Genomic DNA, 21,600 nt, shown 5'->3' with positions numbered 1-21,600 from the left:
GGGGAGTTATAAAAAAAGCCGCCCTTTTTTTAAGGGCGGCTTAGTACATGATAAGCGGTATGCTTAGAAGAACAGGCGAACACCCAGCTGTACAGAGCTCAGGTCAAGCGACAGGCCGAATTCGCTGTCGGTTTCCGTAATTTCGTTTTCAGTCCAGTTATTGTACGTTTCTGATTTGGTAGAGCGGTAGCCGAAGTAACCGGCAGTTAAGTCAATACCAATACGCTCAGAGGGCTTGAACATAAAACCAGGCGTAATGCCCAGGGCAAAGGTTGAGCTTTTGCCATATTCCCGGCTGGTATTGCCAGCTGTTTCTTTGATCTTGCCGCTGCCAAAGGAAAGGCCGCCTTCACCGAACAGGGCAATGCTTTCGCCCAGGCTGAAGTACTTTCTAACATAGGGACCAGCGCTGAAAGCAGAATATACCCACTTCTCATCATCACCTTTTTGTGAGGCGCGGCCCAGACCAAAGCGCAGTCCTACTTCCAGATCACTGGCAATGAAGTAACCAATACCCGGCGTAAGCGAAAAGCTATTAATGGGATCATCTTTTTCTGTTGTGTTGCCGCTCTCCACTTTTGAACGCTCACTTGCCATTGAAACACCACCGCCCACGGCAATTGTGCCCTGCTGAAACTGCGCATAAGCGCTGCTGCTCAGTCCCATACAGGCCACCAGAGCCGCAAATAACACCTTTTTCATATCGATTCTTTTGTTAAGGGTTTGATATTGCAAGATTAGCAGGAAGAAAAACCATAAAGTAGACACAGCGTTCATAATTCAGAAGGGCGTAAGGAATACAGCCATATTCGCCAAAAACCCCTCAGACAGCTTGCTTCATGATATCAAATGAGTAGAAAGTAGTAGAAAAGAAAGATCATTGGTTTGAGCTATGCCTATTTCTGCTCCAGAAATGAAGAACAGAAAAAAATGCTTACGTTCCGGCAGTGTTGGTGTGAGGCCTGTGCCTGTAAAAAACAAAAAAGCCACCCGGATCGGGTGGCCTTGAAGGGGTAAGTGTGTGAATGGCTATCAGAGCCCAAAGAGGTAGATCAGCGATAGTGAAAACCCCTTGTTGCGGGCTTTTTCGTTTCCTTCCATATTTTTATACAGATCGGTAAAGGCGAGCGAGTAGCGGGCATCTACCAGCAAATCATTGCCAGCCAGAGGCAGCATCAAACCACCACCAAAAGCGGCACCCCACTGCAGGCGCTGGCTGTCTTCGGGACTAACCTCCACAAATTCATCTGTCTTGTAGTCTTTGTACTGGTCTACGAACTTAACATCCAGCTTGTATTGGTAGCTGATTTCTGCACCTTCGTACGTACCGCTTCCACTGCCCTCATACCGCCCGCTTAACCAGTAGCCTAGGGTAGGGCCAGCATTGATATAGAGCTTGGTGGGGCCGCCAAAGGTACCCCGCAGCAGCAGGGGCATGTCGATAAAGCTGGTCCGGAACGACTCCTTAGTGGTCCAGGTAGCCATTTCGCCGCTTTCTGCTTCTTCTGTTGATGTGAATACCAGCCCTTTGTAACCATATTGAGCGTAGCTGATCTCAGGGGTAAAAGAAAGCAGGCTGTTTATCTTAAAACTGGTAGCAACACCCAGGCTAAGGCCCGGACTATAACCAATTTCCTGTTCCGTTCTGTCCTGGGTGTTTCCCAGGTCCATGGTTGTGAGATTAAGCCCCACTTTAGGACCAAGCTGTATGCTGGATTGTGCCTGCGCATAGAAAGTGCTTCCTAGCAGAAGCAGGGGTAGCAATATTTTTTTCATATGAAATTTGTTGAGGAGTTTTGCTTTACAAGATTAATAGGAATTTGGCACTAAAAAAATGTATTGACCTAATTTTTATCACCATCTTTAAAAAGTCATACATCTGCTTCTTCCCCTTTTCCTGCACCTAATCAGGCCTTTCAACCGCCATGTAGGATCCCCATGCCCTGGACACCTGCCATAAAAAAGACTCTTTCCGAAAAAGAGGCGCTGGAAAAATAAATCTGCTCTACTTGATTGCTGTTCTGGTCCAGGCTCACAGTTCGAGGCCTACATCATTAAAACTCCTGAAAAACCCGCTCTTCTACCTCCTGCTCTACCCGGATGTTGGTGAGCTGGCGCTCGCCCCTGTTGCCAGACAGCAACAAAGCTCCATGGCGCTGGTAATCAGTCCAGGGGGTCATAAAGTTGGGCGTATCCATCTCGGCTTTTTCGTAATACGCCCAGGCTTTTACCAGGCTGTCCGCCGGATCTACATACACCCGGTATTTATTCTGAGGGGTATAGCCTACTTCCTTAAAGCGCATTTCCAGCACTTCTGCCGCATCACCGCCGGGCAGGGTATCGCTACCGGCATAGGTGAGGGTTACGCCGCTGTCTTTGAGCTTAAAGGGCATCACCAGCCAGTAGCTGTCGTTTACCCATATTTGCTTGCCCCGGTCAATGGCCTGCTTCAGTTGTTCCGGATCGGTTAGCGGGCGGCCGTTCTGCATTACCCGGCCGGTATCCTGCTGGATGTTAATCAGAAAAACACTGCTATCGGCGGGGATTTCGATGCGGACCCGGCCGGTATGCTTGTCCCAGAGCAGGTGGCGGCGCCCAAAGAAGGTCCAGCCCAGGTAGCGGGTCTGGTTCCAGGCCTGGCGGCCGCCCTGCGCCTGCATTACCGCATCGGCCCAGGCAATGGCAAGGCTGTCGGAGCCCTCCTGGTCAAAGCCCTCGGCTGCCGGATTTCCGCCGGGCAGTGCATCAACCTGCTCTATTTCGCTGTTGCCGCCGCTGCACGCCAGCAGGCCGGCGGTCAGCAGTACTATATAAAGTCTAATCATAGCGAAAAGCTAAGGAAAAACAGCTGTCAAAACAAGCCTGCTGCAGCCCTCCTTATTCCTTCTTCTGCCAGGGAAAGGCGGCCCTGCCAGCCGATGCAGCAAACTCCTCCGCTCGATCAGTGAACTAATCAGAACCAAAGGAAAGTTGTAGATTTGCCCTGCCTTAGCGGCACCGATCTCCCTTGGCTGGAATTTACCTACATATCCCCTTTTGCCGGCAAGCCTGCTACTACTGCGACTTCCACTTCAGCACTAACCTGAAGACCCGGCAGGCGCTGCTACAGGCCATGCAGCGGGAAGCTGGGCTGCTGCAGCACTACCTGCCGGCCGGTGAGCCCATTGAAACGGTTTACTTTGGTGGCGGCACCCCCTCCCTGCTGGACGCTGGGGAACTGGGCGCTTTGCTCGAACAGCTGCAGCGCCTGTTCCCCATAGCGGAAGGCGCTGAAATAAGCCTGGAGGCCAATCCCGATGATCTTACCGCCCACAAGCTGGACCAGCTGCGCCAGCTGGGCATCAACCGCCTGAGCATTGGCATCCAGACCTTTCAGGAAGACGTACTAAAAGGACTTAACCGGGCTCATACTGCCAAAGAAGCGCTGCAGTGTGTACCTCTTGCCCGGGCTGCCGGCTTTAACAACCTGAGCATAGATCTTATGTATGCCCTGCCGGGTCAGGATGAGGCAGCCTGGCAACAGGATCTGGCCCAGGCCCTGGCCCTGAAGCCGGAGCACATCTCGGCCTATGGCCTTACCATAGAGCCGCAGACCGCTTTTGGCAAATGGACCGAGCGGGGCCAGATGCACCCCCCCGGCGAGGAGGTAGGCGAGCAGCATTACCGCATGCTGGTTGCTGCCCTGGGCAGGGGGGGCTACCAGCATTATGAAGTGTCCAACTTTTGCCTGCCGGGCTATCACTCCCGCCACAACACGGCCTACTGGCAGCAAAAGCCCTACCTGGGCCTGGGCCCGGGGGCGCACTCCTATAACCTGAAGAGCCGCCACTACACCATCCGCAATAACGGTCTGTATATAAAAAAGCTGGAAGCCGGCCAGCTGCCCCACGAGCGGGAAGAGTTAAGCCGTCAGGATCATATCAATGAATACCTGATGACAGGCCTGCGTACCAGCTGGGGGGTAGACCTGGACTATCTGAACCAGCAGTGGCAGCACCCCCTGCTCCGGGAGCACAGCGCCTATATAGCCGAAATGCTACAGCAGGGCCAGGCCCGTATCAGCAACAATCACCTTATTTTAACGGAAGAAGGCCGCCTGCTCGCCGATGAAATTACGGCCCGCCTCTTTTTGGTGTAGCAGACAAAGGAAAAAAAACTATATTTAGGGGTTTTGTTGGAGAGTCTGTCCCCTGCAGCGGCCGGTTTACCCCTTTCCAGTGGCCGTTGTAGTTGTTCAACTCCCCTTCAGATGGCAGCAGCGCCTGGCCGAAAGCCCCCTTTCGGCAGCAGCAAAACAGGCGGCACCACATTCCAAACCAGGCCAGGCCATGAGCAGCGAGGAAAAAAAAATATTCTTACTCCTACAAAGCATCATTTTTCAGTACCATGGGCTGGACGATGCCGAGCAGCAGCTTCTGCAGCAATCGGCACAGGAGCTGCAGGGCCTGGCCGAGCTGGGCTGGGCACAGGAATTCATTGGCGAGGATTACCTGACGGCCTTTGACCGGGCCCGGGTGTTTCTGCAAAGCATTGACCTGCCGGCCGATACCAAGCTCGAGTACCTCTACCGGGTGTGGCAATCCAACAATGCCAAAGGCTACATAACCGAGATGGAAGCTACTGCCATGCTGCGCCTGGCCCGGGACTGGAAGCTGGAGGGCGAACTGGTGAAACGGGTACGCGGCTAAGCCTTTGCCCGGCCGGTACCGGCCACCGCCTGTCCTTTTATCTCGTAAGAAAGCCGGAAATCGGGCAGCTCAATGCCGGAATAGCCGGCTGCCTCCAAATCTTCCTTGAATTTGAGCATGTTTTCCTTTACCCCATGCACCAGAAACAGGTGCCGGATCTCTTCTTTATTCTGGCTTAGCAGCAGGCGCATGATATCGCTGTAGTCGCCATGGGCGCTGTACTCGTTCATCAGCACCACTTCTGCCTTTACCTCCAGCTCCTGGTCAAACAGGCTCACCTTTGGTGCACCTTTCAGCAGGCGCCCGCCCAGGGTAGAGGGCTCGCAGTAGCCGGTGATGAGAATGGTGTTGCGGGCATCGGACAGGCCTTTTTTAAGGTGGTGGCGAATTCTGCCGCCCTCCATCATGCCCGAGGCCGAAATAATTACACAGGGCCCCTCCATGGCATTGATGAGCTTGGAGTCTTCGGTTTCGGTAATAAAGTGCAGCTGCGGAAAGCCAAAGGGGTCGGGATCGGTGCGGATGTAGTCCAGCATCGCCTCATTAAAATACTCGGGATGGCTGCGCATGATGTCGGTGGCGTAGACGGACAGGGGACTGTCTACAAACACCAGCAGATCCTCAGGCAGGCGGCCCTCTTCGGCCAGGATGTTCAGGGAGTAGACCAGCTCCTGCGTACGGCCAATGCTAAAGGCCGGGATAAACAGTTTACCCCCCTTCTCCACACAGGTATTGAGCACAATATCCCGCAGGCGCTCTTCGGTATTTTCCAGCTTAGCATGTACCTTACTGGCATAGGTAGATTCGCAAATGAGCACATCGGCCTGCGGAAGGGGCTGCGGCGCGCGCAGAATACGATTTTCATAGCGGCCTACATCGCCGGTAAAGCACAGGCGGAGGGTATCCTCCCCTTCCCGGATGCGCAGGTTTACGCATGCACTGCCCAGAATATGGCCGGCATCGGTAAAGAGCAGTTCCACCTCATCATCGATGGGGTAGGCCTCGTTGTAGGCCAGGGTCACAAAGCGCTCCAGGCAGCGGCCCACATCTTCTTTATCATAGAGGGCCTCTTTGCCGATGTCGGCATCGTTCTCATTGCTTTGCAGGCCGGCGCTATCCATCAGCAGCAGTTCGCAGAGCTCCCGGGTAGGGGGGGTGCAGTAGATGTTGCCGCCAAAGCCCAGCTTTACCAGGCGCGGCAGCAGGCCCGAATGGTCGATGTGGGCATGCGACAAGATCACATAATCAATGCTTTCTGCCTCAAAGCCAAAATTGTGGTTCAGGTCTTTTACCTTTTCGCCCATGCCCTGAAACATGCCGCAATCCAGCAAAATTCGCTTCCCACTCTCCAGGCTAAGCAGGTGCTTGCTGCCGGTTACCGTCTGGGCAGCACCATAAAAAGATAAAACCATCCGAGATCCATCAAGCGTTAAAAAATGCACAATCTCCCCTGCAGGGCCAGCTCATGGCCGGGGGGCTTATGCCCTTACGCAGATCCTGCCTCCGGGTTGAGCCTTTGCCCTTTTTCTCTGTTAGCCCCCTTTTCTCTGTCTGTAAAAGAAGAATTGCCAGCTGCTACCCCTTAGGGCAGTTATGGCTTCTGTTTCTGGATCTTCTCGTGCGTTGGCAAATAGGCTGGCAGCGCGGCTGAGCCGTACCAGCTGTAAAGCTCGGCCTCCAGCAGCTTCTCCTTCACGGCCGGGTCGGTTTCCAGCAGGCGGGCCGCTTCTTCCAGCGTAGGCACATTCAGGATAAAGATGCCCCGGTAGGTTTTCTCATTTTTCCCCAGCGGACCGGCCACCACCAGTTTGCCCTCGCGGGCCAGGCGGCCAATGTTGTCAAGATGCCCACGGAACAGCTGGCTTACGATGGCCTGATCGCTAATGGTTGCTGTGCCGGTCTTAAGCAGCACCAGCACATAGGATTTCATTCCATAGGCATCGGCCCCCAGCGAATCGGCCAGGGCTTTATTGTAAATAGGGGGTGTGGTCTGAGCAAGACTGCTAACCCCAAGACCACACAGCAGGAGAAGAAAAAAGAAGGGCTTTAGAAGCATCGCTGGTTTTTTTGTGGTTAAGGTGAAGATAGGTATAGCGCAAGTAAATGATTTTTAGTCCCAAAAACGCCCTTGCTCCTAATTTTTTCAGCCCCTTTAAGGCCTGCTTGCCGCCTGGGATACAAAAGGGCCCTTCATCCTGCATTAGAAAAAAGCCCTTAGCCCAAATGAAACTGTTTTGGCACGGGGATAGGTCGTATGATCAATACCCCGGGAGGGAATGCCGTTTAGGGGCTTGTTGCTGTTTACTTCAGGGTCCAGGCCGGAATAGCCGGTGAGCACAAGCAGGTTTTGCCCGCTCAGGCTAAAGCGAATCGCCTTGACAAAGCCTGTTTTATCCGAGCGATGCGTATACGCCAGGCTAAGATGCTGAAGCCGCATAAAATCGCCTTTTTCCAGAAAACGATCGGAGGGGTCTGGTGCATTCAGCGGTGATTCTCCTGTGCCCAGGCTCGATAGGGGAATGTTTCTGCCATTTGCCAGTGCGCCCATGGTAAAGAGCGTATTGGCTGTAGCATTATAAAGGTAATGGCCAAACTGCCCATTGAACAGCGCCGATAGTCTCCAATTTCGATAGCGGAAATCCTGGCTAAACCCAAGTGTATAAGTAGGAAGGGCACTTTTGTCCAGGTAGTTGGCTTTATCTTCTGTATAGAGGGCTATGCCCTGTTCGTTATAGCCGTTAAATTCCCGGAGATAGTAGGAATACAGGGGTTGATCTGCCACAATCCGCTGTACAAAAGCACCGGAAAGCCCCTGTCCGCTAAGGGGTCCTGCGTCGTAGGCTCCCTCGAGATGTTGCACCCGGTTGCTATTAAAACCGGCCGCTACACCAAGCTGCAAGCCTATCTGCTGTGTGGCAAGTACGGTATAGGCCAGCTGCAGGTCTACACCTTTGTTCAGAATCACCCAATCCTCATTAAAACCGGTAGTACCATAGGCATAAAAGCCTGGGATAAATATATCGGTGGTATGCTTGCGGTAAAGATCGATAGAACCACTGATCCGCTCCTCAAACAGGGCAAAGTCCACACCCAGGTTTAGCTGCGTTGTTTGCTCCCATTTTAGATTCTCATTGTCGGAACCAACCGTAATAATGCCGGAGGGATTAATGCCACCCCCATTATCAATGAACAGATCACCAAAGCGCTGCCGGCTTTGATAGGCTCTGTAGGGTAGCTGCTGGTTTCCGGTAATTCCCGCGCCAAGGCGCAGCTTCAACTCATCAAATACATCGGGGATAAAGGCTTCTTCCGATAGCCGCCAGGCCAGGGCCGCCGCCGGAAAATATCCATAGCGATGCTTTTCGGCAAAGCGGGTAGACCCATCTGCCCGCAGGCTGGCCATTAGGTAGTATTTATCCTGCAGCTTGTACTGTAGCCGGCCAAAAAACGACTGTAGTTCATCGGTACCGCCAAAGGTTTCTTCGGCAAGTGATTTTACGCTGCTGCCAGGGGCACTGCCAAGGGTGGTAATGGCAGGCCTCGGACTGAGGCTGCTGTAAAATAGCGCGCCCTGGCTATAACCAAACTGCTGATAGGGTACGCCGATTGCCTGGCGCATGCGGGCAGCCGAAGCAGCCAGCTGCTCGATCATGGCGGCGGTACCAGCGTCGGAAAATCCCCAGCCTTTTACCTGTACACCCCTGTTGGTGAATTCCTGATATTCATAGCCTGCCAGGGCTGTAAAGTGAGATTTTCCTACCTCCTTCTCCCAGCGAAGCTGGCTTTGCAGAAGCTTGTTGCTGGTCTGCTGTTCTTCCAGGTACGCTCGTCCGTTTTCATAAATGCCATTGGCATAGGGCAAGCGGGGAGAAATGGCACTTCCCCGATCCGATTGTGCCCGGTCCAGGCCTGTAGTAATACCCAGCTTCAGATTCTTTAGCAGGGCATACTCTAGCGACAGCTTCAGAAAGTGCCTGTCGGTAGTAGTGTTGTCATAATGATTGGCCAGCAGGGCCAGCGGATTTACAAAGAAGGGATCTTGCCGGGCATCGGGCTGGGCGGGAAGCGTTGGGTTTGCCCCATAGGCAGCGGCCAGCAGGTCGCCTGCAAATGGGGGGTTGTCAGAAATGGGAGCGGCCTGGTCCTGCAGGCGGGAAAAGGCCAGCTGTGCCCCCAGCAGCAGCCGGTTTTGCAAGAGGCTATGGGTTGCATTAAATCTGCCACTGATCCGCTCCAGGCTCGAGGCCTGAATTACGCCCTGCTGATTGTCGTAGCGCAGCGAAGCCCGGTAGTTTCCGCTGCCATGCTGATGGGCATAAGCCAGATCGTGCTGGTGCGAAAGGGCTGAGCGGGAAATTTCCTTCTGCCACTCCGTAGCACTTCCCAGATCTACCCCCTGTGCATCTCCACCCAGGGCCTCAAAAGCCTCTAAAACTGTTCCCGGTTCAGCAACTCATACTGCCTGCCAATGCGGGACACACTAAGGGTAGGCGCATAGCTAAGCTGGTGCCGCTGGCCAGTGCCGCTTTTGGTGGTAATAAGTACTACTCCGTTGGCAGCCCGGGCACCATAAATGGCCGCCGCGGCGGCATCTTTCAGCACGTCGATGCGCTGAATATCGTCGGGGTTAAGAAAGTTTAGCCCATTTCTGGATGGTGTTGTTCCAAAGCCCAAATCTACACCTCCCGGATACAGGGGATTATCCGACAGTGGCATGCCATCTACCACATAAAGCGGCGCACCCCCGCGTATGGAGGAAAGCCCCCGTACCACCATAGCGGCTCCTGCCCCGGGCTCGCCGCTGGCCGTGCTTATCTGCACGCCCGCCAGCCGGCCCTGCACTAACTGCTCGGGCGAGGTACTCAGGCCTTCGTTAAAGGCAGCAGCCTCTGCTGAGGCAACGGCTCCTACAAGGTCGGTTCGCTCTATGGTACCATAGCCAATGGCAACCGGGTGGGAAGAAAGAAGCCATACCTCCAGCTGCTGGTTGCCGGCAAGGGGTACCTCCTGTGGCTGATACCCTACTGCAGAAAAGAGTAAACTGCCCTGCGCCGGCACATTTAGCTGGTATGCGCCCGCAGCATCTGTAACTGCTGCCGCCCCCCGCCTTTTAGCTGCACCAGCACCCCGGCCAGGGGAGTACCAGCTTTTTGGGAATAGACATGCCCCGACACACGTTCCTGTGCCAGGGCTGCAGAAGTTGATAAAAGCAGCAGGAGTAGGAGCACACCGCTCGCTTTGGGCACCAGTAGTCTAAAACCAGCGCCGAAGATTCCGTAAAACAAAAAGTGCATGCAAAAGGGAAGAGCGTATTTGAGGTTTAGCAGGGGATCAGCCCCTAATTCCGGAATCTAATGTACCATCTTTCCAATAAATAACAAAACTCAGCGAGCTCCCCCTGCTGCCCTCCCTTATGCCGTCTCCCTGTGGTAACTACGCTGCTGTTTTCGGGGAAGAATCACAAGCTCATCATTTCCTTAAAGCGGGTGGCCTGCCGGCGGCTTACTTCCACTTTTTCGCCCCCCTGCAGGGTTACCATCAGACCGCCATTGAACCAGGGCTCAATGTTCTCTACCCAGTTGAGGTTGATCATGTGCTTGCGGTTGGCCCGGAAAAACACCTTATCGTCCAGCCGCTCATCCAGCGCATTGAGCGACTTATGGATCATAGGCTTGTAATTATCAAAGTACACCTTGATGTAGTTGCCGTCGCTTTCAAACAGGCGCACCTTGCTCAGGCGCACAAACCAGCAGCGGTCGCCGTCCTTCACAAACACCTGATCATCGGGGCCTAGTTTGTGGGGGCGCGCCTGTCCGTTCTGGGGCTGCTCGTCCGCCTCCTCTTCGCCCTCTTCACCTTTATTGCGGGCCATGAGCTTGCCAATGCTTTCCCGGAGGCGCTCGGGCTGTACGGGCTTCAGCAGGTAATCCAGCGCGCTTACCTCAAAGGCCTTGAGGGCGTACTCATCGTAGGCGGTGGTGAAGATAACGGTAGGCACCTTATCCAGCATTTCCAGCAGCTCAAAGCCGGTCTTTCCGGGCATCTGAATGTCCAGAAACAGCAGGTCGGGCTGCAGTTCTTTTATTTTCTGATAGGCATCGTCGGCATTTACGGCTTCGCCTACTACTTCTACTTCATCATGCTCTGCCAGCAGGGTCATGAGTTCCCGGCGTGCCAGGCGTTCGTCGTCTACGATTAGGGCTTTCATACGGTTAGGGTTGAGGGATGATCAGTTCGGTAAGTACGGTTTTATCGGTATCGTTCTTAATGCTGAAATGGGCCTTATTGCCGTAGAGCAGCTTCAGGCGTTGCTTGGTATTGGCAATGCCCACACCGCTGTTGGTGGTTTTTTTCTTTACCCCATTCACATACTGCCCGCTGTTGCGCACCAGCACATGCAGCTTTTGGTCCTTTACATGGGCATCAATATGTACAATACCGCCATCTACCAGGTTGGAAATGCCGTGTTTGATGCCATTTTCCACCAGGGTCTGCAGCATCATGGGGGGGATCTGAAACTCCTCTGCATCCGGGCTTACGGTATAGCGGGTGTTCAGGCGCTCTTCAAACCGAATGCCCTCCAGGGCCAGGTAATCCTTAACGGTTTGCAGCTCGTCCTGAAAGCTTACCAGCCGCCGTTTGTCCATGACCAGCGAATTGCGCAGAATGTTGCTCAGCTGGGTAATGGCGCTTTTGGCCTTTTGCGGATCTTCATCTACCAGGGCCCGCATGCTGTTAAGGGCGTTGAAGATAAAATGGGGATTCAGCTGTGATTTAAGGCGGTTGAGCGTCATTTCGGTAAGGGCCGCCTCGTAGCGCAGGGTGGCATTGTAGCGCTCTACATAGTGATAGGCAATGTAGATCACACACCAGATGAACATGATGGTCATGTGGGTGAGCACATTCAGCAGGGCCACGTTGAGGCTAAACCCAAAGGGCAGGCCGGCATCCAGCAGGGAGGTGGCCAGCTGCAGCAGGTACACCACCAGGCTCATGACTATGATGGCCAGCAGCATGCGGGGCACCAGCCGCCCGGTGGTAAGCTTGAGCCATTCCCGACGGTGCACCCACCAGCGGAAAGCGTGCGTTACCATAAAGGAGTAGGCCACTGTCAGAAACAGGAAGAGGATCTGCTCGGGCTTATGATCTTCAAATAAGAGATAGAAAAATAAGTTAATGATGCAGTAAAGCGACCACCCCCCCAGCTGACATATCCAATAGACTGTATTGCGCGTCATGTATAAGCGTATAAACCTTTTAAATTTAGTGCTAAGCCATCAGATTTAAAAGCGCTCTGGTATGAGAGGCGGCAGGCAAGGCTAAGCGGAGTTTTTTGGCAACCGCCGGAAGGGGGTATTGCCCTGGCAATGAGCAGATAACCCCCTACGACTGCAAAAAAAACACTCCTACGTGCAGGAGTGTCTTTTTAACATGGATATGAAGAGGAATTATTACGCTTCGATGGTGCTGATAGACCTGACCGGCAAAAACCTGCCCCCCTGCAGGAGCACAAAATCATCCGATACAGCCCATACCAGGCTTTCTACCTGCAGGCGCTGCCCCTGATCGGTGGTAAAGATCAGGTTTACCGGCTCATGTTCCAGACAGCCAAGTTGCACGGCCCGCTGCAGGTCGCAGATACGCATATAGCGCTGCAACTGATCGTGCAGCACATCGCTCTTAGCAAAGTGCAGAGCGGCTAATTGGGTTTGACCAATGTGTTGAATATTTTTCATGCGCAGAATATGTCAGGCAGGTTCATTAAAAAAGAGAGTGCAGGTGTCTTAAAAAGTTTCCACGCCTGTGCGTGGCCTAAAACTGCTATCGGTTCGGTAGTGGCCCGGCTGTAGCCCAGGACCCGCAGACAGACATTTGCCTAATCAAGATAGTGAAAATTTCGGAAATTAGTGATTATATGATATTAAATTTTGTAATTTTTATATCTTCAGAATATTGTTATCGGTAATGCCCGGTTAACAATATAAATCCTGATTCGGCCTCTTGCTTCCTGCTGCGTGGGGAGTATTGACGGCTGCAGGTTTCACAGAACCCCTGGTCCTGAAGGGTACCACAGATGCCGCAAGGAAAAGGGGAGCTATCAGCAACAGGGCTGTACCCGCATTTTGTGTGCAGAAACAGGGGTATATTAAGAATACGGGGAAATTCCCTGTCCCCTTCTGTAGGAGTAGGGACTGCTAGGAGGGCCGGCCGTCCTGTTTTTTGGCTTCCCGGGCATGCAGGCTATCGGAGGTGAACAGGGCCGACCAGCCCCCGCCAAACTGTTGCTCTACCCGGCCGCCAACCAGTGACAAAGCCGCCACACAGGCCCCTACCAGCATGTTATTGACAATGGCCGCCGTGCTGTCGTAGCCCAGCACCCAGGGTGCCAATAGCAGCCAGGCCCCCAGCGGCAGGTTACCCCAGCGCAGGCCCCGGGTAGCTTCAAAGAGGGCGGTAAAGGCAACAGAAGCTATGATGGGCCCTACAATATTGTCGTTGTCGGCAGCCGTTTGCCCCAGGTAGCCCAGCAGCGCGGGAGAAATCATCAGCCAGAGGCCTAAGAGGGTATTGAGTATTCTGGGCCACATAATTATGCTACTTTTTCGGTTACGCTTTTATATCCCCAAAAGCCCTTCCAGACCGATTCGCCTGCATCCTTCACCCGCCGCAGGTACTGCAGGCTGGCCAGAAACTCATCCAGGGCAGGGCCTATCATCACTACCGAGATCACACCGGAGGCCAGGCAAAGGGTGCACCAGGCATCAAACATCACCGGCTGCAAAATAACCAGCAGCACACTGATAAAGCCCAGCGGGCCAATGGCCAGGCCAAAGACTACCACAATCCAGGGCATGGTGCGCCAGCGGCGCTTACTGCCAATGATGCCCGCCACTGCATCTATCAGGTAGCCAAAAGCCCCCAGGGCCGCATCGGGTATAGGCAATATGTGGGATACGCTGGAATTGAGAATTTTGCGGCTTCCCCCTCCAAAAAAAGGCTCCCATACTTCGGGAAATACCTCCAGCTGGTACAGGGCCAGGTAGGTGGCAATGCCAAAGCCCAGCAGGGCCAGCACTATAATGGGAATGCGCTGGGGCCAGGAGGCCGGGTTATAACTCCAGCCGGGGGGAATTGCAGGATCTTGTTTCATAGACAGGTGCTTTTGGACAGGTCAACTCGTTTTGTTCCATCCCCTGGCACAAGGGATACCGCACTTCTTAACAACACGCGTATCAAAGTATCTACGCATGCTGTTCGGCGGGCCTTTCATTTACTATCTTCTTAGAAGCATATTTGGGGGGATGTTGTTTTGCTTTTATAGCCTTGCAGACACTATACCAGGCCTATGCAAGGGGTGCTTTTTTATTAGCCAAATTATTCGGACATTACTCTTTATCAACCACTTAATTTTTCATGCCATGAACCCCTTCCCTCTTCAGAAGAAAATTTTTAAGCTGCTGTACTGCCTGTTGGTTTTACTAGTGTCTGGCGGGACCCTCACTGCCCAGACAGGCCAAGCCGTTAGCGGCAGGGTACTAAACGAACGTAATGAACCCCTTACAGGAGTAACTGTACTAGTAAAAGGCACCACCGCCGGCACCGTTACCGATGCCAGCGGGAATTATGAACTACAAGTACCTAACCTGGGTGCTACCCTAGTCTATAGTTATATTGGCTTTGCCCGCCAGGAAGTACGCATAGCCAACCGTAGCCGCATTGATGTAGTGCTTAAGGAAGAAGAGGACCGGCTACAGGAACTGGTAGTGGTGGGCAGCCGCAGCCAGAACCGCTCCGTTACCGAAACGCCTGTAGCCATTGATATTATTCCCATTCAGGAGATCATTGGCACCTCCGGCCAGCTGGATGTGAACATGCTCCTGCAGTACGTAGCCCCTTCCTTTAACGTAAACCGCCAGTCAGGCTCCGATGGCAGCGACCACGTAGATCCGGCTACCATCCGTGGCCTTGGTCCCGACCAAACCCTCGTACTCATCAATGGCAAACGGCGGCACCAGTCTTCGCTGATCAATATCTTTGGCACGCGCGGGCGGGGCAATACCGGCACCGACCTTAATACGATACCCGCTGCCGCCATAGACCGGGTTGAGATCCTGCGCGATGGCGCCAGTGCCCAGTATGGCTCTGATGCCATTGCCGGGGTAATTAACATTGTGCTGAAATCAAGTGTAAATGAGTTTACCGGCAGCATTAATACCGGAGTCACCACCGAAGGCGATGGCGAAAACCTGCAGCTAAACGGCAACTATGGCTTTGAGTTGGGGCAACTGGCCGGAAAAAGGGGGTTTGTGAACATGACCATGGACTACCTGCACCGCAACCGCACCAACCGGCCCGCCGATCCCAATGTATACGAGGTGTACCGCAGGCAGTTTGGCGATGCCCTCTCCGATAACTTTGCCACAATTCTCAATGCCGAGCTGCCCGTTAGTGAGCAATCGTCGTTCTATGCTTTTGGCGGCTTTAACTTTCGGGATACCGACGCCTATGCCTGGACCCGCGAAGCCGGCGACGACCGCAACATACCTTCAATCTATCCCAATGGGTTTGACCCGCGCATTCAGTCACGCATTACCGATCGTTCCATTTCGGCGGGCCTGCGCAGCAGCATAAAGGATTGGGCAGTAGACCTCAATAATACCTATGGCGCCAACCGCTTTCATTACCTTGTGGATGGCACCCTGAATGCATCCTTGCTGGACGAGTCACCCACCCGCTTTGATGCCGGCGGCTTTGAGCTTGCCCAGAACACTACCAGCATAAACCTATCGCGCTACTTTCAGGATTTTCTGGCAGGCACCAACATTGCCTTTGGTACCGAATATCGCCTGGAGCGGTATCAGATCTTTGCCGGCGAGGAAGCCTCATGGCGCAATTATGGCATTATCGATACAGTTATTGACGGCAGGCTGCAACAATACGACCGGCTGGGCCGGGCAGGGGGCTCACAGGGCTTCCCCGGCTTTAACCCCGATAACGAGCTGGATGAATACCGAACCAACATAGGGGTGTATGTAGATGGTGAATTTGATTTTAGCCGGAAGTTTATGATAGCGGCTGCAGCCCGCTTTGAGCATTACAGCGATTTTGGCCGCACCCTCAATGGCAAGTTAGCTACCCGCCTGGCCCTTACAGAGGCCTTTGCCCTGCGTGGCTCCCTTAGTACAGGCTTCCGGGCCCCCTCGCTGGCGCAGATTTACTTCAATTCTACCTTTACCGATTTTGTAGGCGGGGTAGCCGTAGATAAAGTGATTGCCGGCAATACCAGCAGCATTACCCGCAAGCTAGGCATACCGGCCCTTAAGGAAGAGCGTGCCCTAAATGCCAGCCTGGGCTTTACCGCTACCCTGGGCAATTTTACTGCTACTGTAGATGGCTACTATGTAGACATTGACGACCGCATTGTGCTTACCGGGGCCTTTGAGGACACCGACGATGTGATTGGCCCCGACCTGCAGGCCCTGAATGTAGGAGCCGCCCAGTTCTTTACCAATGCCGTAGATACCCGCACCAGGGGGCTGGATGTAATCCTGAACTACAACCAGCGTTTCGGCACCGACAATCGCCTGAACCTGAGCCTGGCCGGAAACTTTAATGACATGGAGATTACCGGCATCAATACCACCCAGCGCCTGCAGAGTAAGGAAGACATCTATTTTGGACGCCGGGAGCAGTTATTCCTGATTGCCAGTGCCCCTCCCAGTAAAATAAACCTGATTGCCGACTACCGCTTTAGTGGCTGGAATATTAATGCCAAACTAATGCGCTTTGGCGAAATAGTGCTGGAAGACTGGGATGGCGAAGATGATGTATATGAGGCCAACTATACCACCGATCTGGCCATAGCGCGCAGCTTTGGCGATCATCTGAGCCTTACGCTGGGCGGTATTAACATCTTTGATGTATACCCCACCCGCCAGGATCCGGTGGCTACAGAATCGGGCGGATTGTGGGATCCTGTTCAAATGGGCTTCACCGGCAGGTTTTTGTATGCCCGCCTGCGGCTAAGCCTGTAAAACTATTGATGAAGCGAAACAACGCAAAAGCGACCGGTTGCTCATCCGGTCGCTTTTTTTTAACAAAAATGCTGCCGTTGCCTAGCCCTAAGAATTTTGATCCTTAAGCCTCTACCGACTGCTGGCGGGTAACCGACTCATAGGGAGCCAGCAGCAGGGTAAAGGTGCTGCCTTCGTCCGGTGTGCTGCTCACTTCTATAAGGCCGCCGTTTTTCTGCACCATATTCTGCACCATGTGCAGGCCAATGCCCAGGCCTGTGCTTTTAACACTCAGGCGCTTGAAAGGCTTAAAGAGGTTTTTGCCATGCCGCTGCAGGTCTATGCCGCTGCCATTGTCTGTTACCTGCAGCTTGTAATACTTGCCCTGCCACTCGCCATCAATGCGGATCTGCAGAGGCCGGTCGGCATGCCGGTATTTGATGGCATTGGAGAGAAGGTTGCGCAGAATGCTCATCAGGTAAGGCTTCAGGTAGTGCAGGGGCCGGCTCAGGTGTATCTCGTGCTCCAGTTCGGCATCGGCTTCGGTAAGTTCGGCAAACAGCTCTTCTCTTACCTTCTCCAGCACCTGCTCGGGATCTACCTCCTGTACCTTTAGCAGGCTGTGACCTTCCTGCATCTGCACAATCTCCACCAGGCCCACCAGCGTATTGTCCAGGCGGTTTAGCAGGGGCTTGAAGGTATGCAACAGTTTTTTGTGCCGCTCGGGGCTTTCTTCCCGCAGCAGCATGTCATATAGCAGTTTCATATTGGCTACCGGCGCCCGCAGGTCATGGGCGGCCGTATGCACAAACTGGTCCAGGTAGCCGTTGATCTGCTGCAGCTCGTAGTTTTTGCGCGATAGCTCTTCGCGCTGCTCCTTGTATTCCTGGATATCCGTACAGGTACCAAACCATTTGATAATATGCCCTTTGGCATCGCGCAGGGGGTTGGCGCGGCCGATGAACCAGCGGTAGCTGCCATCGTGCCGGCGCAGGCGGTACTCGATCTGGTAGTGATCTCCGCTTTGCAGGCAGTGTTCCCATACCTCCAGGGTACGCTCGTAATCATCGGGGTGAAGCACCAGCGACCAGCCCTTATCCCGGGTTTCGTCAAAGCCAAGGCCGGTATAATCATACCAGCGCTGGTTAAAGTACTCATGGTCGCCATTGGGGCGGGTTACCCACACCAGCTGGGGAATCATCTGGTTGAGGCTCTGCAGCTCCTGGGCTTTCTGGAACAGCTCGTGCTGAAACTGGCGCTGGTCATGCACATCGGCGCAGAAACCATACCATTTTACAATGCGGCCGCCCTCGTTGCGCATGGGCAGCGCCTGGGCAATAAACCAGCGGTAGCTGCCATCGTGCCGGCGCAGCCGGTACTCTACCTTGTATTCTTCTTCCTGGCGAAGGGCCTTTTCCCAGGCCTGCAGGGTGTATTGCAGATCGTCCGGATGCAGGCTTCGCTGCCAGCCCCAGGCAAGACTCTCTTCGGTTCCCTGACCGGTATAGGCATACCAGCGGGAGTTGAAATAAGACACATTTCCATTGGGCTCGGTAATCCAGATCAGCAGGGGCACCACATCGGCCATAAACACAAACTCCTGCGCCTGCTGCAGGTCCTGGCGGGCCTTGCGCAGTTCGCTGATGTTGCGCGAAATCGCCAACACTGATCGCAGGTCCCCCTGGCTGTCAGTTTCGGGCACAAAACGGGTATAAAAATCGTTTGCGCTGCCATTATGGGTAAAAATACTAACCAGATCATGCTCCTCACCGCTCTCAAACACCTGCTTCACTTTGGTGTAGAACTCTTCAGGAATGCGATCTTTATAAGGAGACTCCTTCAGGCTGCGGTTGCTATAGTCGGCGGGCATCCGGCCGGTTTCCTGCGTAATGGCACTATTTACAAATAATACGTTTAGCTGCGCATCCAGGCGCATGATCACATCCGGGCTATGTTCGGCCAGTGTACGAAAGCGATCCTCCAGCTCGGAAGGCTGCTGGTCAGAGGCTGCCACCACTTCTTCTACTACATAGAGAATGGCAATTAGTTGGTCGCTGCTATCCGTAAGGGGGGTAAAGGAAAACGAAAAGGTTTTTGGCTGAAGAGAATCATGGCCAAAGGTTTGCGTAAACGCATAGCGCCTGCCCTGCATTACCTGCTCATAAATGGCCAGGGCCTTTTGTTGCTCGCCGGGCAGATGGCTGAGGGTACCCAGCAGATGATCGCCGGGAGCGATGCTTACGGCAAAGATTTTTTCATACTCCTGCTCATAGGCTCTGGTAAAGGCCAGGTAATGCAGGTTGGTATCCAGTACGGCTACCAGCTTATCGGTCAGGCCTTCCAGCAGGGCCTTGAGCGTATGGGTCGATAACGGGGGAGGAGGGGTGCCGGCCGGGCGCTCGGTACATTCCAGCAGCAGCGTAGACGCCTCCCGATCCAGCAGGCTACCATCAAAAATACGGGAGGGGCTGGCCTGGGAGGGAATCGGTAGCGGAGCGGACTGGTCAGTTCCTGCTGCCTCTTTGCTCAGGAAATTCGCTACCTGCTTTTGGGTAAGCGCCGGGCTTAACTCCCACAAATAAGGTTTGTGGGCGCTCAGTAGCCTGGGCCATTGGGTAATGGCAGCCCGGTTGGCCCGTACCACCTGCCCGTGCTCAAGCACAAGTAAGGGCTTGTCGTAGCGGTCGAAAAGCTGATTGAGAAGCGTCAAAATGATGTAGATGTAGTCTCCCCTTAAGGTTAATCCCTACGTAGTGTAGCGGGCAAAAGTTACTGTTGCAACATTTTTTTTGCAAATTAATTTGGGCTTAGCCTCTGTAACTACAGAAAAGCCCTTTTGGCAGGCTGTTGCAGGGGGGCCGGGCAGACAGCAACAGGGGGAACTCTCATGGGAATCAGTGCAAACTCGCCTCTTACGTTCAGGCTACAAGATGGGCACACCGTTAGATAAGATCCTGTATGTCAGCCGCTTTAAAAACAAACCACACGCATACACTCCTGTGAGCGCCTCTAACCAAACCAAAAAAATACCTTTTTATATTGCTTATTTTTAATGAAAAAAAGCTCCCTTCGGGAGGTACCAAGCAGCCCAAAAAGCGGGAAAATGGCGGGTTCAGGGCCAATTTATCCTAAATCGGAAGCAGGTAATAAAACAAAGCTGAATAGTTTGTTTCTTGAAAGTTTTAAAATTTGACTAGAATTTTCTTATTTTCAGCATTCATTTGCCCGAATTGGAAAAGTATTTCCAGAATATAACCCATTGCCTTTCCAGGATCCTGTGGATCAGCCCATTGACGCCTTTTAACTTATGGCCAAACTAAAAAACATTATAAAGCAGCTTTCCGAGGCTGACTATGAGAAGATTTACAACTCGCTGATGGAAAGCAGTGCCGAAAAATCGGCTTACCTGCTCAAAGCCATGCGGGAAAAGCACGTTTCTGACAACAAGATCATGGACGAGCTGGATGTAAATACCAATGCCTACTACACCCTGCGCTCTCGCCTCAACCAGAAGATCGAAGAGTACCTTCTTCAGCAAATGGAGAACCCGCGTACCGACGTTCTTAAGAAAGTAGCCAACATCAATGAGGTAGTATTTACCAAGAAAAAAGCCATTGCCATTGCTACCCTTAAGAAGCTGGAGAAGGAGTTGCTGGACTACGACCTGGCCAATGAGCTTACCGTGGTGTACAAAACGCTCAAAAAGCTGCATGTGCACTCACCCGAGCACTTTACCTACTCGCAGCAATACAACCAGCACGTAGCCTACATGCTGGCTGTAGACAAGGCCGAAGACCTGCTGGTAAACTACTTCCGCAAGTATGGCGAGTACACCCTTACCGGCGGCGAGATCGAGAAGCTGGAGCTTAGCCTGCTTAGCAATGAAATGGGCAATGTGTGCCGACTCTACAACTCGCACCGCCTCTACATCTACCAAAGCTGCCTGAGCGTGTTCCACCGCCTGTTTGTGGTGCGGGATGAGAACATGGAGCAGGACCTGGAGCCCATTGAGGATATCCTGGACCGCATGCATGCCATCTTTGAGATGTATCACCTGGATACCATCTACTACCACCTGCGCCTGGTGTACGAATACCTGCGCCTGGAGTACTACAACTACTACAAGGTATACCGCAAGGCTGAGAACTTCTTTGAGGAAGTAAACGAATCGGCGGCACACCTGATGACCAATTACAGCCTGTTTACCTACCCGGCCCAGTTTGTGCTCACCAAAATAGAGCGCCACCTGCGCATGGGCGATCCCGAGCGCATGTATGAGGAGAATGAGGTGCTGTTCCAGGACTTTGAGATCGATAAGGAAGATGTGCCCAAGTACATCACCTACATTACCTACCGCTCCATTTCCTGCTACTATGCCGGCAAGCCCGAGGAGTCGGCCCGCTGGATCAACAAGCTGCTCAACGACATCAGCCTCAAGAAGTACCCCTATGCGCAGCTGGAGATCAAGACCCTGCTGGCGCTGCAGTACTGCCTGCAGAGTGATTACGACCTGTTCAACCAGCTGATCAACTCCATTCAGCGGCAGATACGCCTGCTGGGCAAAGATACCTGCGACCATGTGCTGCTCTTTACCAAGATCATGAAAATTGCCATCTCGGAAAGCAAGCGCAACAAGTACGACAAAATCAAGCAGCTGGCCGAGAAGATGAACTCCATGGAGCCCCCCTACTTTGCCCCCACCAAGTACATCCGCTTCGATGATGTGCTGCTGGACAAGCTGGCGGCCCTGTAAACAAACGGTACGGATATATAAACGAAAGCAGCCCCGGAAATTTCCGGGGCTGCTTTTTTTAACAGGGGGGTGTTTACCAAGCTACCTAATACGCGGGGGAAGCGGGGGAGGTGGTGCAGCCGGCAAGACGGCATACAAAAAAGGC

General features: G+C 53.4%; 19 protein-coding genes. 5 read left to right on the top strand and 14 right to left on the bottom strand.

All coding sequences use genetic code 11. The annotated features are described in order from the left end of the window. Positions 1 to 63 precede the first annotated feature (63 nt). The 3 genes from ADICEAN_RS10935 to ADICEAN_RS10925 form a co-directional block, all read right to left on the bottom strand. Positions 64 to 702, bottom strand: coding sequence for an outer membrane beta-barrel protein (locus ADICEAN_RS10935; RefSeq protein WP_040396761.1), 639 nt, complete (start codon positions 700 to 702; stop codon positions 64 to 66). Between the two features lie 330 nt (positions 703 to 1,032). After that, positions 1,033 to 1,776 carry a porin family protein gene (locus ADICEAN_RS10930; RefSeq protein ID WP_009195656.1) on the bottom strand — a complete coding sequence of 248 codons (744 nt, stop codon included), beginning with the start codon at positions 1,774 to 1,776 and terminating at the stop codon, positions 1,033 to 1,035. Between the two features lie 278 nt (positions 1,777 to 2,054). Continuing rightward, positions 2,055 to 2,825 carry a hypothetical protein gene (locus tag ADICEAN_RS10925; RefSeq protein ID WP_009195655.1) on the bottom strand — a complete coding sequence of 257 codons (771 nt, stop codon included), beginning with the start codon at positions 2,823 to 2,825 and terminating at the stop codon, positions 2,055 to 2,057. A 182-nt stretch (positions 2,826 to 3,007) separates the two neighbouring features. Here ADICEAN_RS10925 and hemW point away from each other — a divergent pair, with 182 nt between their 5' ends. Then, the gene (hemW, locus tag ADICEAN_RS10920) at positions 3,008 to 4,138 is read left to right on the top strand and encodes a radical SAM family heme chaperone HemW (RefSeq protein ID WP_009195654.1); all 1,131 of its coding nucleotides are present in this window, start codon (positions 3,008 to 3,010) and stop codon (positions 4,136 to 4,138) included. Between the two features lie 79 nt (positions 4,139 to 4,217). Then, complete coding sequence (locus ADICEAN_RS10915; protein WP_236612899.1) at positions 4,218 to 4,688, top strand: hypothetical protein; 471 nt, start codon at positions 4,218 to 4,220, stop codon at positions 4,686 to 4,688. Here ADICEAN_RS10915 and ADICEAN_RS10910 read toward each other — a convergent pair. The 3 genes from ADICEAN_RS10910 to ADICEAN_RS10900 all read right to left on the bottom strand — a co-directional run bounded on the left by ADICEAN_RS10910 (position 4,685) and on the right by ADICEAN_RS10900 (position 8,883). Next, positions 4,685 to 6,100, bottom strand: a complete 1,416-nt coding sequence (locus ADICEAN_RS10910) for an MBL fold metallo-hydrolase (protein WP_009195652.1) — start codon at positions 6,098 to 6,100, stop codon at positions 4,685 to 4,687. The genes ADICEAN_RS10915 and ADICEAN_RS10910 overlap by 4 nt on opposite strands. A gap of 179 nt (positions 6,101 to 6,279) precedes the next feature. Next, positions 6,280 to 6,744, bottom strand: coding sequence for a YciI family protein (locus ADICEAN_RS10905; RefSeq protein ID WP_009195651.1), 465 nt, complete (start codon positions 6,742 to 6,744; stop codon positions 6,280 to 6,282). 144 nt (positions 6,745 to 6,888) lie between these two features. Continuing rightward, positions 6,889 to 8,883, bottom strand: a complete 1,995-nt coding sequence (locus tag ADICEAN_RS10900; RefSeq protein WP_009195649.1) for a SusC/RagA family TonB-linked outer membrane protein — start codon at positions 8,881 to 8,883, stop codon at positions 6,889 to 6,891. A gap of 6 nt (positions 8,884 to 8,889) precedes the next feature. Here ADICEAN_RS10900 and ADICEAN_RS22630 point away from each other — a divergent pair, with 6 nt between their 5' ends. After that, positions 8,890 to 9,036 carry a hypothetical protein gene (locus ADICEAN_RS22630; protein ID WP_161622694.1) on the top strand — a complete coding sequence of 49 codons (147 nt, stop codon included), beginning with the start codon at positions 8,890 to 8,892 and terminating at the stop codon, positions 9,034 to 9,036. Between the two features lie 80 nt (positions 9,037 to 9,116). Here ADICEAN_RS22630 and ADICEAN_RS21180 read toward each other — a convergent pair whose 3' ends face one another. The 7 genes from ADICEAN_RS21180 to ADICEAN_RS10875 all read right to left on the bottom strand — a co-directional run bounded on the left by ADICEAN_RS21180 (position 9,117) and on the right by ADICEAN_RS10875 (position 13,839). Next, on the bottom strand, positions 9,117 to 9,746 hold the full coding sequence (locus ADICEAN_RS21180; protein WP_009195648.1) for a TonB-dependent receptor plug domain-containing protein: 630 nt from the start codon (positions 9,744 to 9,746) through the stop codon (positions 9,117 to 9,119). A 2-nt stretch (positions 9,747 to 9,748) separates the two neighbouring features. Beyond that, the gene (locus tag ADICEAN_RS22625; protein WP_161622693.1) at positions 9,749 to 9,916 is read right to left on the bottom strand and encodes a carboxypeptidase-like regulatory domain-containing protein; all 168 of its coding nucleotides are present in this window, start codon (positions 9,914 to 9,916) and stop codon (positions 9,749 to 9,751) included. Between the two features lie 230 nt (positions 9,917 to 10,146). After that, positions 10,147 to 10,896, bottom strand: a complete 750-nt coding sequence (locus tag ADICEAN_RS10895; RefSeq protein WP_009195646.1) for a LytR/AlgR family response regulator transcription factor — start codon at positions 10,894 to 10,896, stop codon at positions 10,147 to 10,149. A gap of 4 nt (positions 10,897 to 10,900) precedes the next feature. After that, positions 10,901 to 11,926 carry a sensor histidine kinase gene (locus ADICEAN_RS10890; protein ID WP_009195645.1) on the bottom strand — a complete coding sequence of 342 codons (1,026 nt, stop codon included), beginning with the start codon at positions 11,924 to 11,926 and terminating at the stop codon, positions 10,901 to 10,903. A gap of 213 nt (positions 11,927 to 12,139) precedes the next feature. Beyond that, positions 12,140 to 12,424: a hypothetical protein gene (locus ADICEAN_RS10885; RefSeq protein ID WP_009195644.1), complete on the bottom strand. Its 285-nt coding sequence runs from the start codon at positions 12,422 to 12,424 to the stop codon at positions 12,140 to 12,142. A 459-nt stretch (positions 12,425 to 12,883) separates the two neighbouring features. Continuing rightward, positions 12,884 to 13,276, bottom strand: a complete 393-nt coding sequence (locus ADICEAN_RS10880; RefSeq protein ID WP_009195643.1) for an SPW repeat protein — start codon at positions 13,274 to 13,276, stop codon at positions 12,884 to 12,886. A 2-nt stretch (positions 13,277 to 13,278) separates the two neighbouring features. Next, a complete protein-coding gene (locus ADICEAN_RS10875) occupies positions 13,279 to 13,839 on the bottom strand; it encodes a vitamin K epoxide reductase family protein (RefSeq protein WP_009195642.1) in 561 nt (186 codons plus the stop codon). A 268-nt stretch (positions 13,840 to 14,107) separates the two neighbouring features. On the opposite strand from ADICEAN_RS10875, the gene ADICEAN_RS10870 reads away from it, so the two are divergent. After that, positions 14,108 to 16,723, top strand: coding sequence for a TonB-dependent receptor (locus ADICEAN_RS10870; protein WP_009195641.1), 2,616 nt, complete (start codon positions 14,108 to 14,110; stop codon positions 16,721 to 16,723). A gap of 103 nt (positions 16,724 to 16,826) precedes the next feature. Here the strand turns inward: ADICEAN_RS10870 and ADICEAN_RS10865 are convergent, their stop codons facing one another. After that, positions 16,827 to 19,412, bottom strand: coding sequence for a PAS domain-containing sensor histidine kinase (locus tag ADICEAN_RS10865; RefSeq protein ID WP_009195640.1), 2,586 nt, complete (start codon positions 19,410 to 19,412; stop codon positions 16,827 to 16,829). Positions 19,413 to 20,009: 597 nt separating this feature from the next. On the opposite strand from ADICEAN_RS10865, the gene ADICEAN_RS10860 reads away from it, so the two are divergent. After that, positions 20,010 to 21,455 (top strand): hypothetical protein, encoded by a 1,446-nt coding sequence (locus tag ADICEAN_RS10860; protein WP_009195639.1) that lies wholly within the window; start codon positions 20,010 to 20,012, stop codon positions 21,453 to 21,455. Positions 21,456 to 21,600 lie beyond the last annotated feature (145 nt).

The organism is Cesiribacter andamanensis AMV16 (assembly GCF_000348925.1).
Taxonomy (GTDB): Bacteria; Bacteroidota; Bacteroidia; order Cytophagales; family Cyclobacteriaceae; genus Cesiribacter; species Cesiribacter andamanensis.
Note: the sequence above shows the minus strand (reverse complement) of the source record. Positions and strands in the feature narration are given on the sequence as shown.

Excerpts from the sequence above, each read along its gene's own strand:
- ADICEAN_RS10935 (WP_040396761.1), bottom strand. The coding sequence starts at position 702 with ATGAAAAAGGTGTTATTTGCGGCTCTGGTGGCCTGTATGGGACTGAGC.
- ADICEAN_RS10930 (WP_009195656.1), bottom strand. The coding sequence starts at position 1,776 with ATGAAAAAAATATTGCTACCCCTGCTTCTGCTAGGAAGCACTTTCTAT.
- ADICEAN_RS10925 (WP_009195655.1), bottom strand. The coding sequence starts at position 2,825 with ATGATTAGACTTTATATAGTACTGCTGACCGCCGGCCTGCTGGCGTGC.
- ADICEAN_RS10910 (WP_009195652.1), bottom strand. The coding sequence starts at position 6,100 with ATGGTTTTATCTTTTTATGGTGCTGCCCAGACGGTAACCGGCAGCAAG.
- ADICEAN_RS10905 (WP_009195651.1), bottom strand. The coding sequence starts at position 6,744 with ATGCTTCTAAAGCCCTTCTTTTTTCTTCTCCTGCTGTGTGGTCTTGGG.
- ADICEAN_RS22630 (WP_161622694.1), top strand. The coding sequence starts at position 8,890 with ATGGGTTGCATTAAATCTGCCACTGATCCGCTCCAGGCTCGAGGCCTG.
- ADICEAN_RS10895 (WP_009195646.1), bottom strand. The coding sequence starts at position 10,896 with ATGAAAGCCCTAATCGTAGACGACGAACGCCTGGCACGCCGGGAACTC.
- ADICEAN_RS10890 (WP_009195645.1), bottom strand. The coding sequence starts at position 11,926 with ATGACGCGCAATACAGTCTATTGGATATGTCAGCTGGGGGGGTGGTCG.
- ADICEAN_RS10885 (WP_009195644.1), bottom strand. The coding sequence starts at position 12,424 with ATGAAAAATATTCAACACATTGGTCAAACCCAATTAGCCGCTCTGCAC.
- ADICEAN_RS10880 (WP_009195643.1), bottom strand. The coding sequence starts at position 13,276 with ATGTGGCCCAGAATACTCAATACCCTCTTAGGCCTCTGGCTGATGATT.
- ADICEAN_RS10875 (WP_009195642.1), bottom strand. The coding sequence starts at position 13,839 with ATGAAACAAGATCCTGCAATTCCCCCCGGCTGGAGTTATAACCCGGCC.
- ADICEAN_RS10870 (WP_009195641.1), top strand. The coding sequence starts at position 14,108 with ATGAACCCCTTCCCTCTTCAGAAGAAAATTTTTAAGCTGCTGTACTGC.
- ADICEAN_RS10860 (WP_009195639.1), top strand. The coding sequence starts at position 20,010 with ATGGCCAAACTAAAAAACATTATAAAGCAGCTTTCCGAGGCTGACTAT.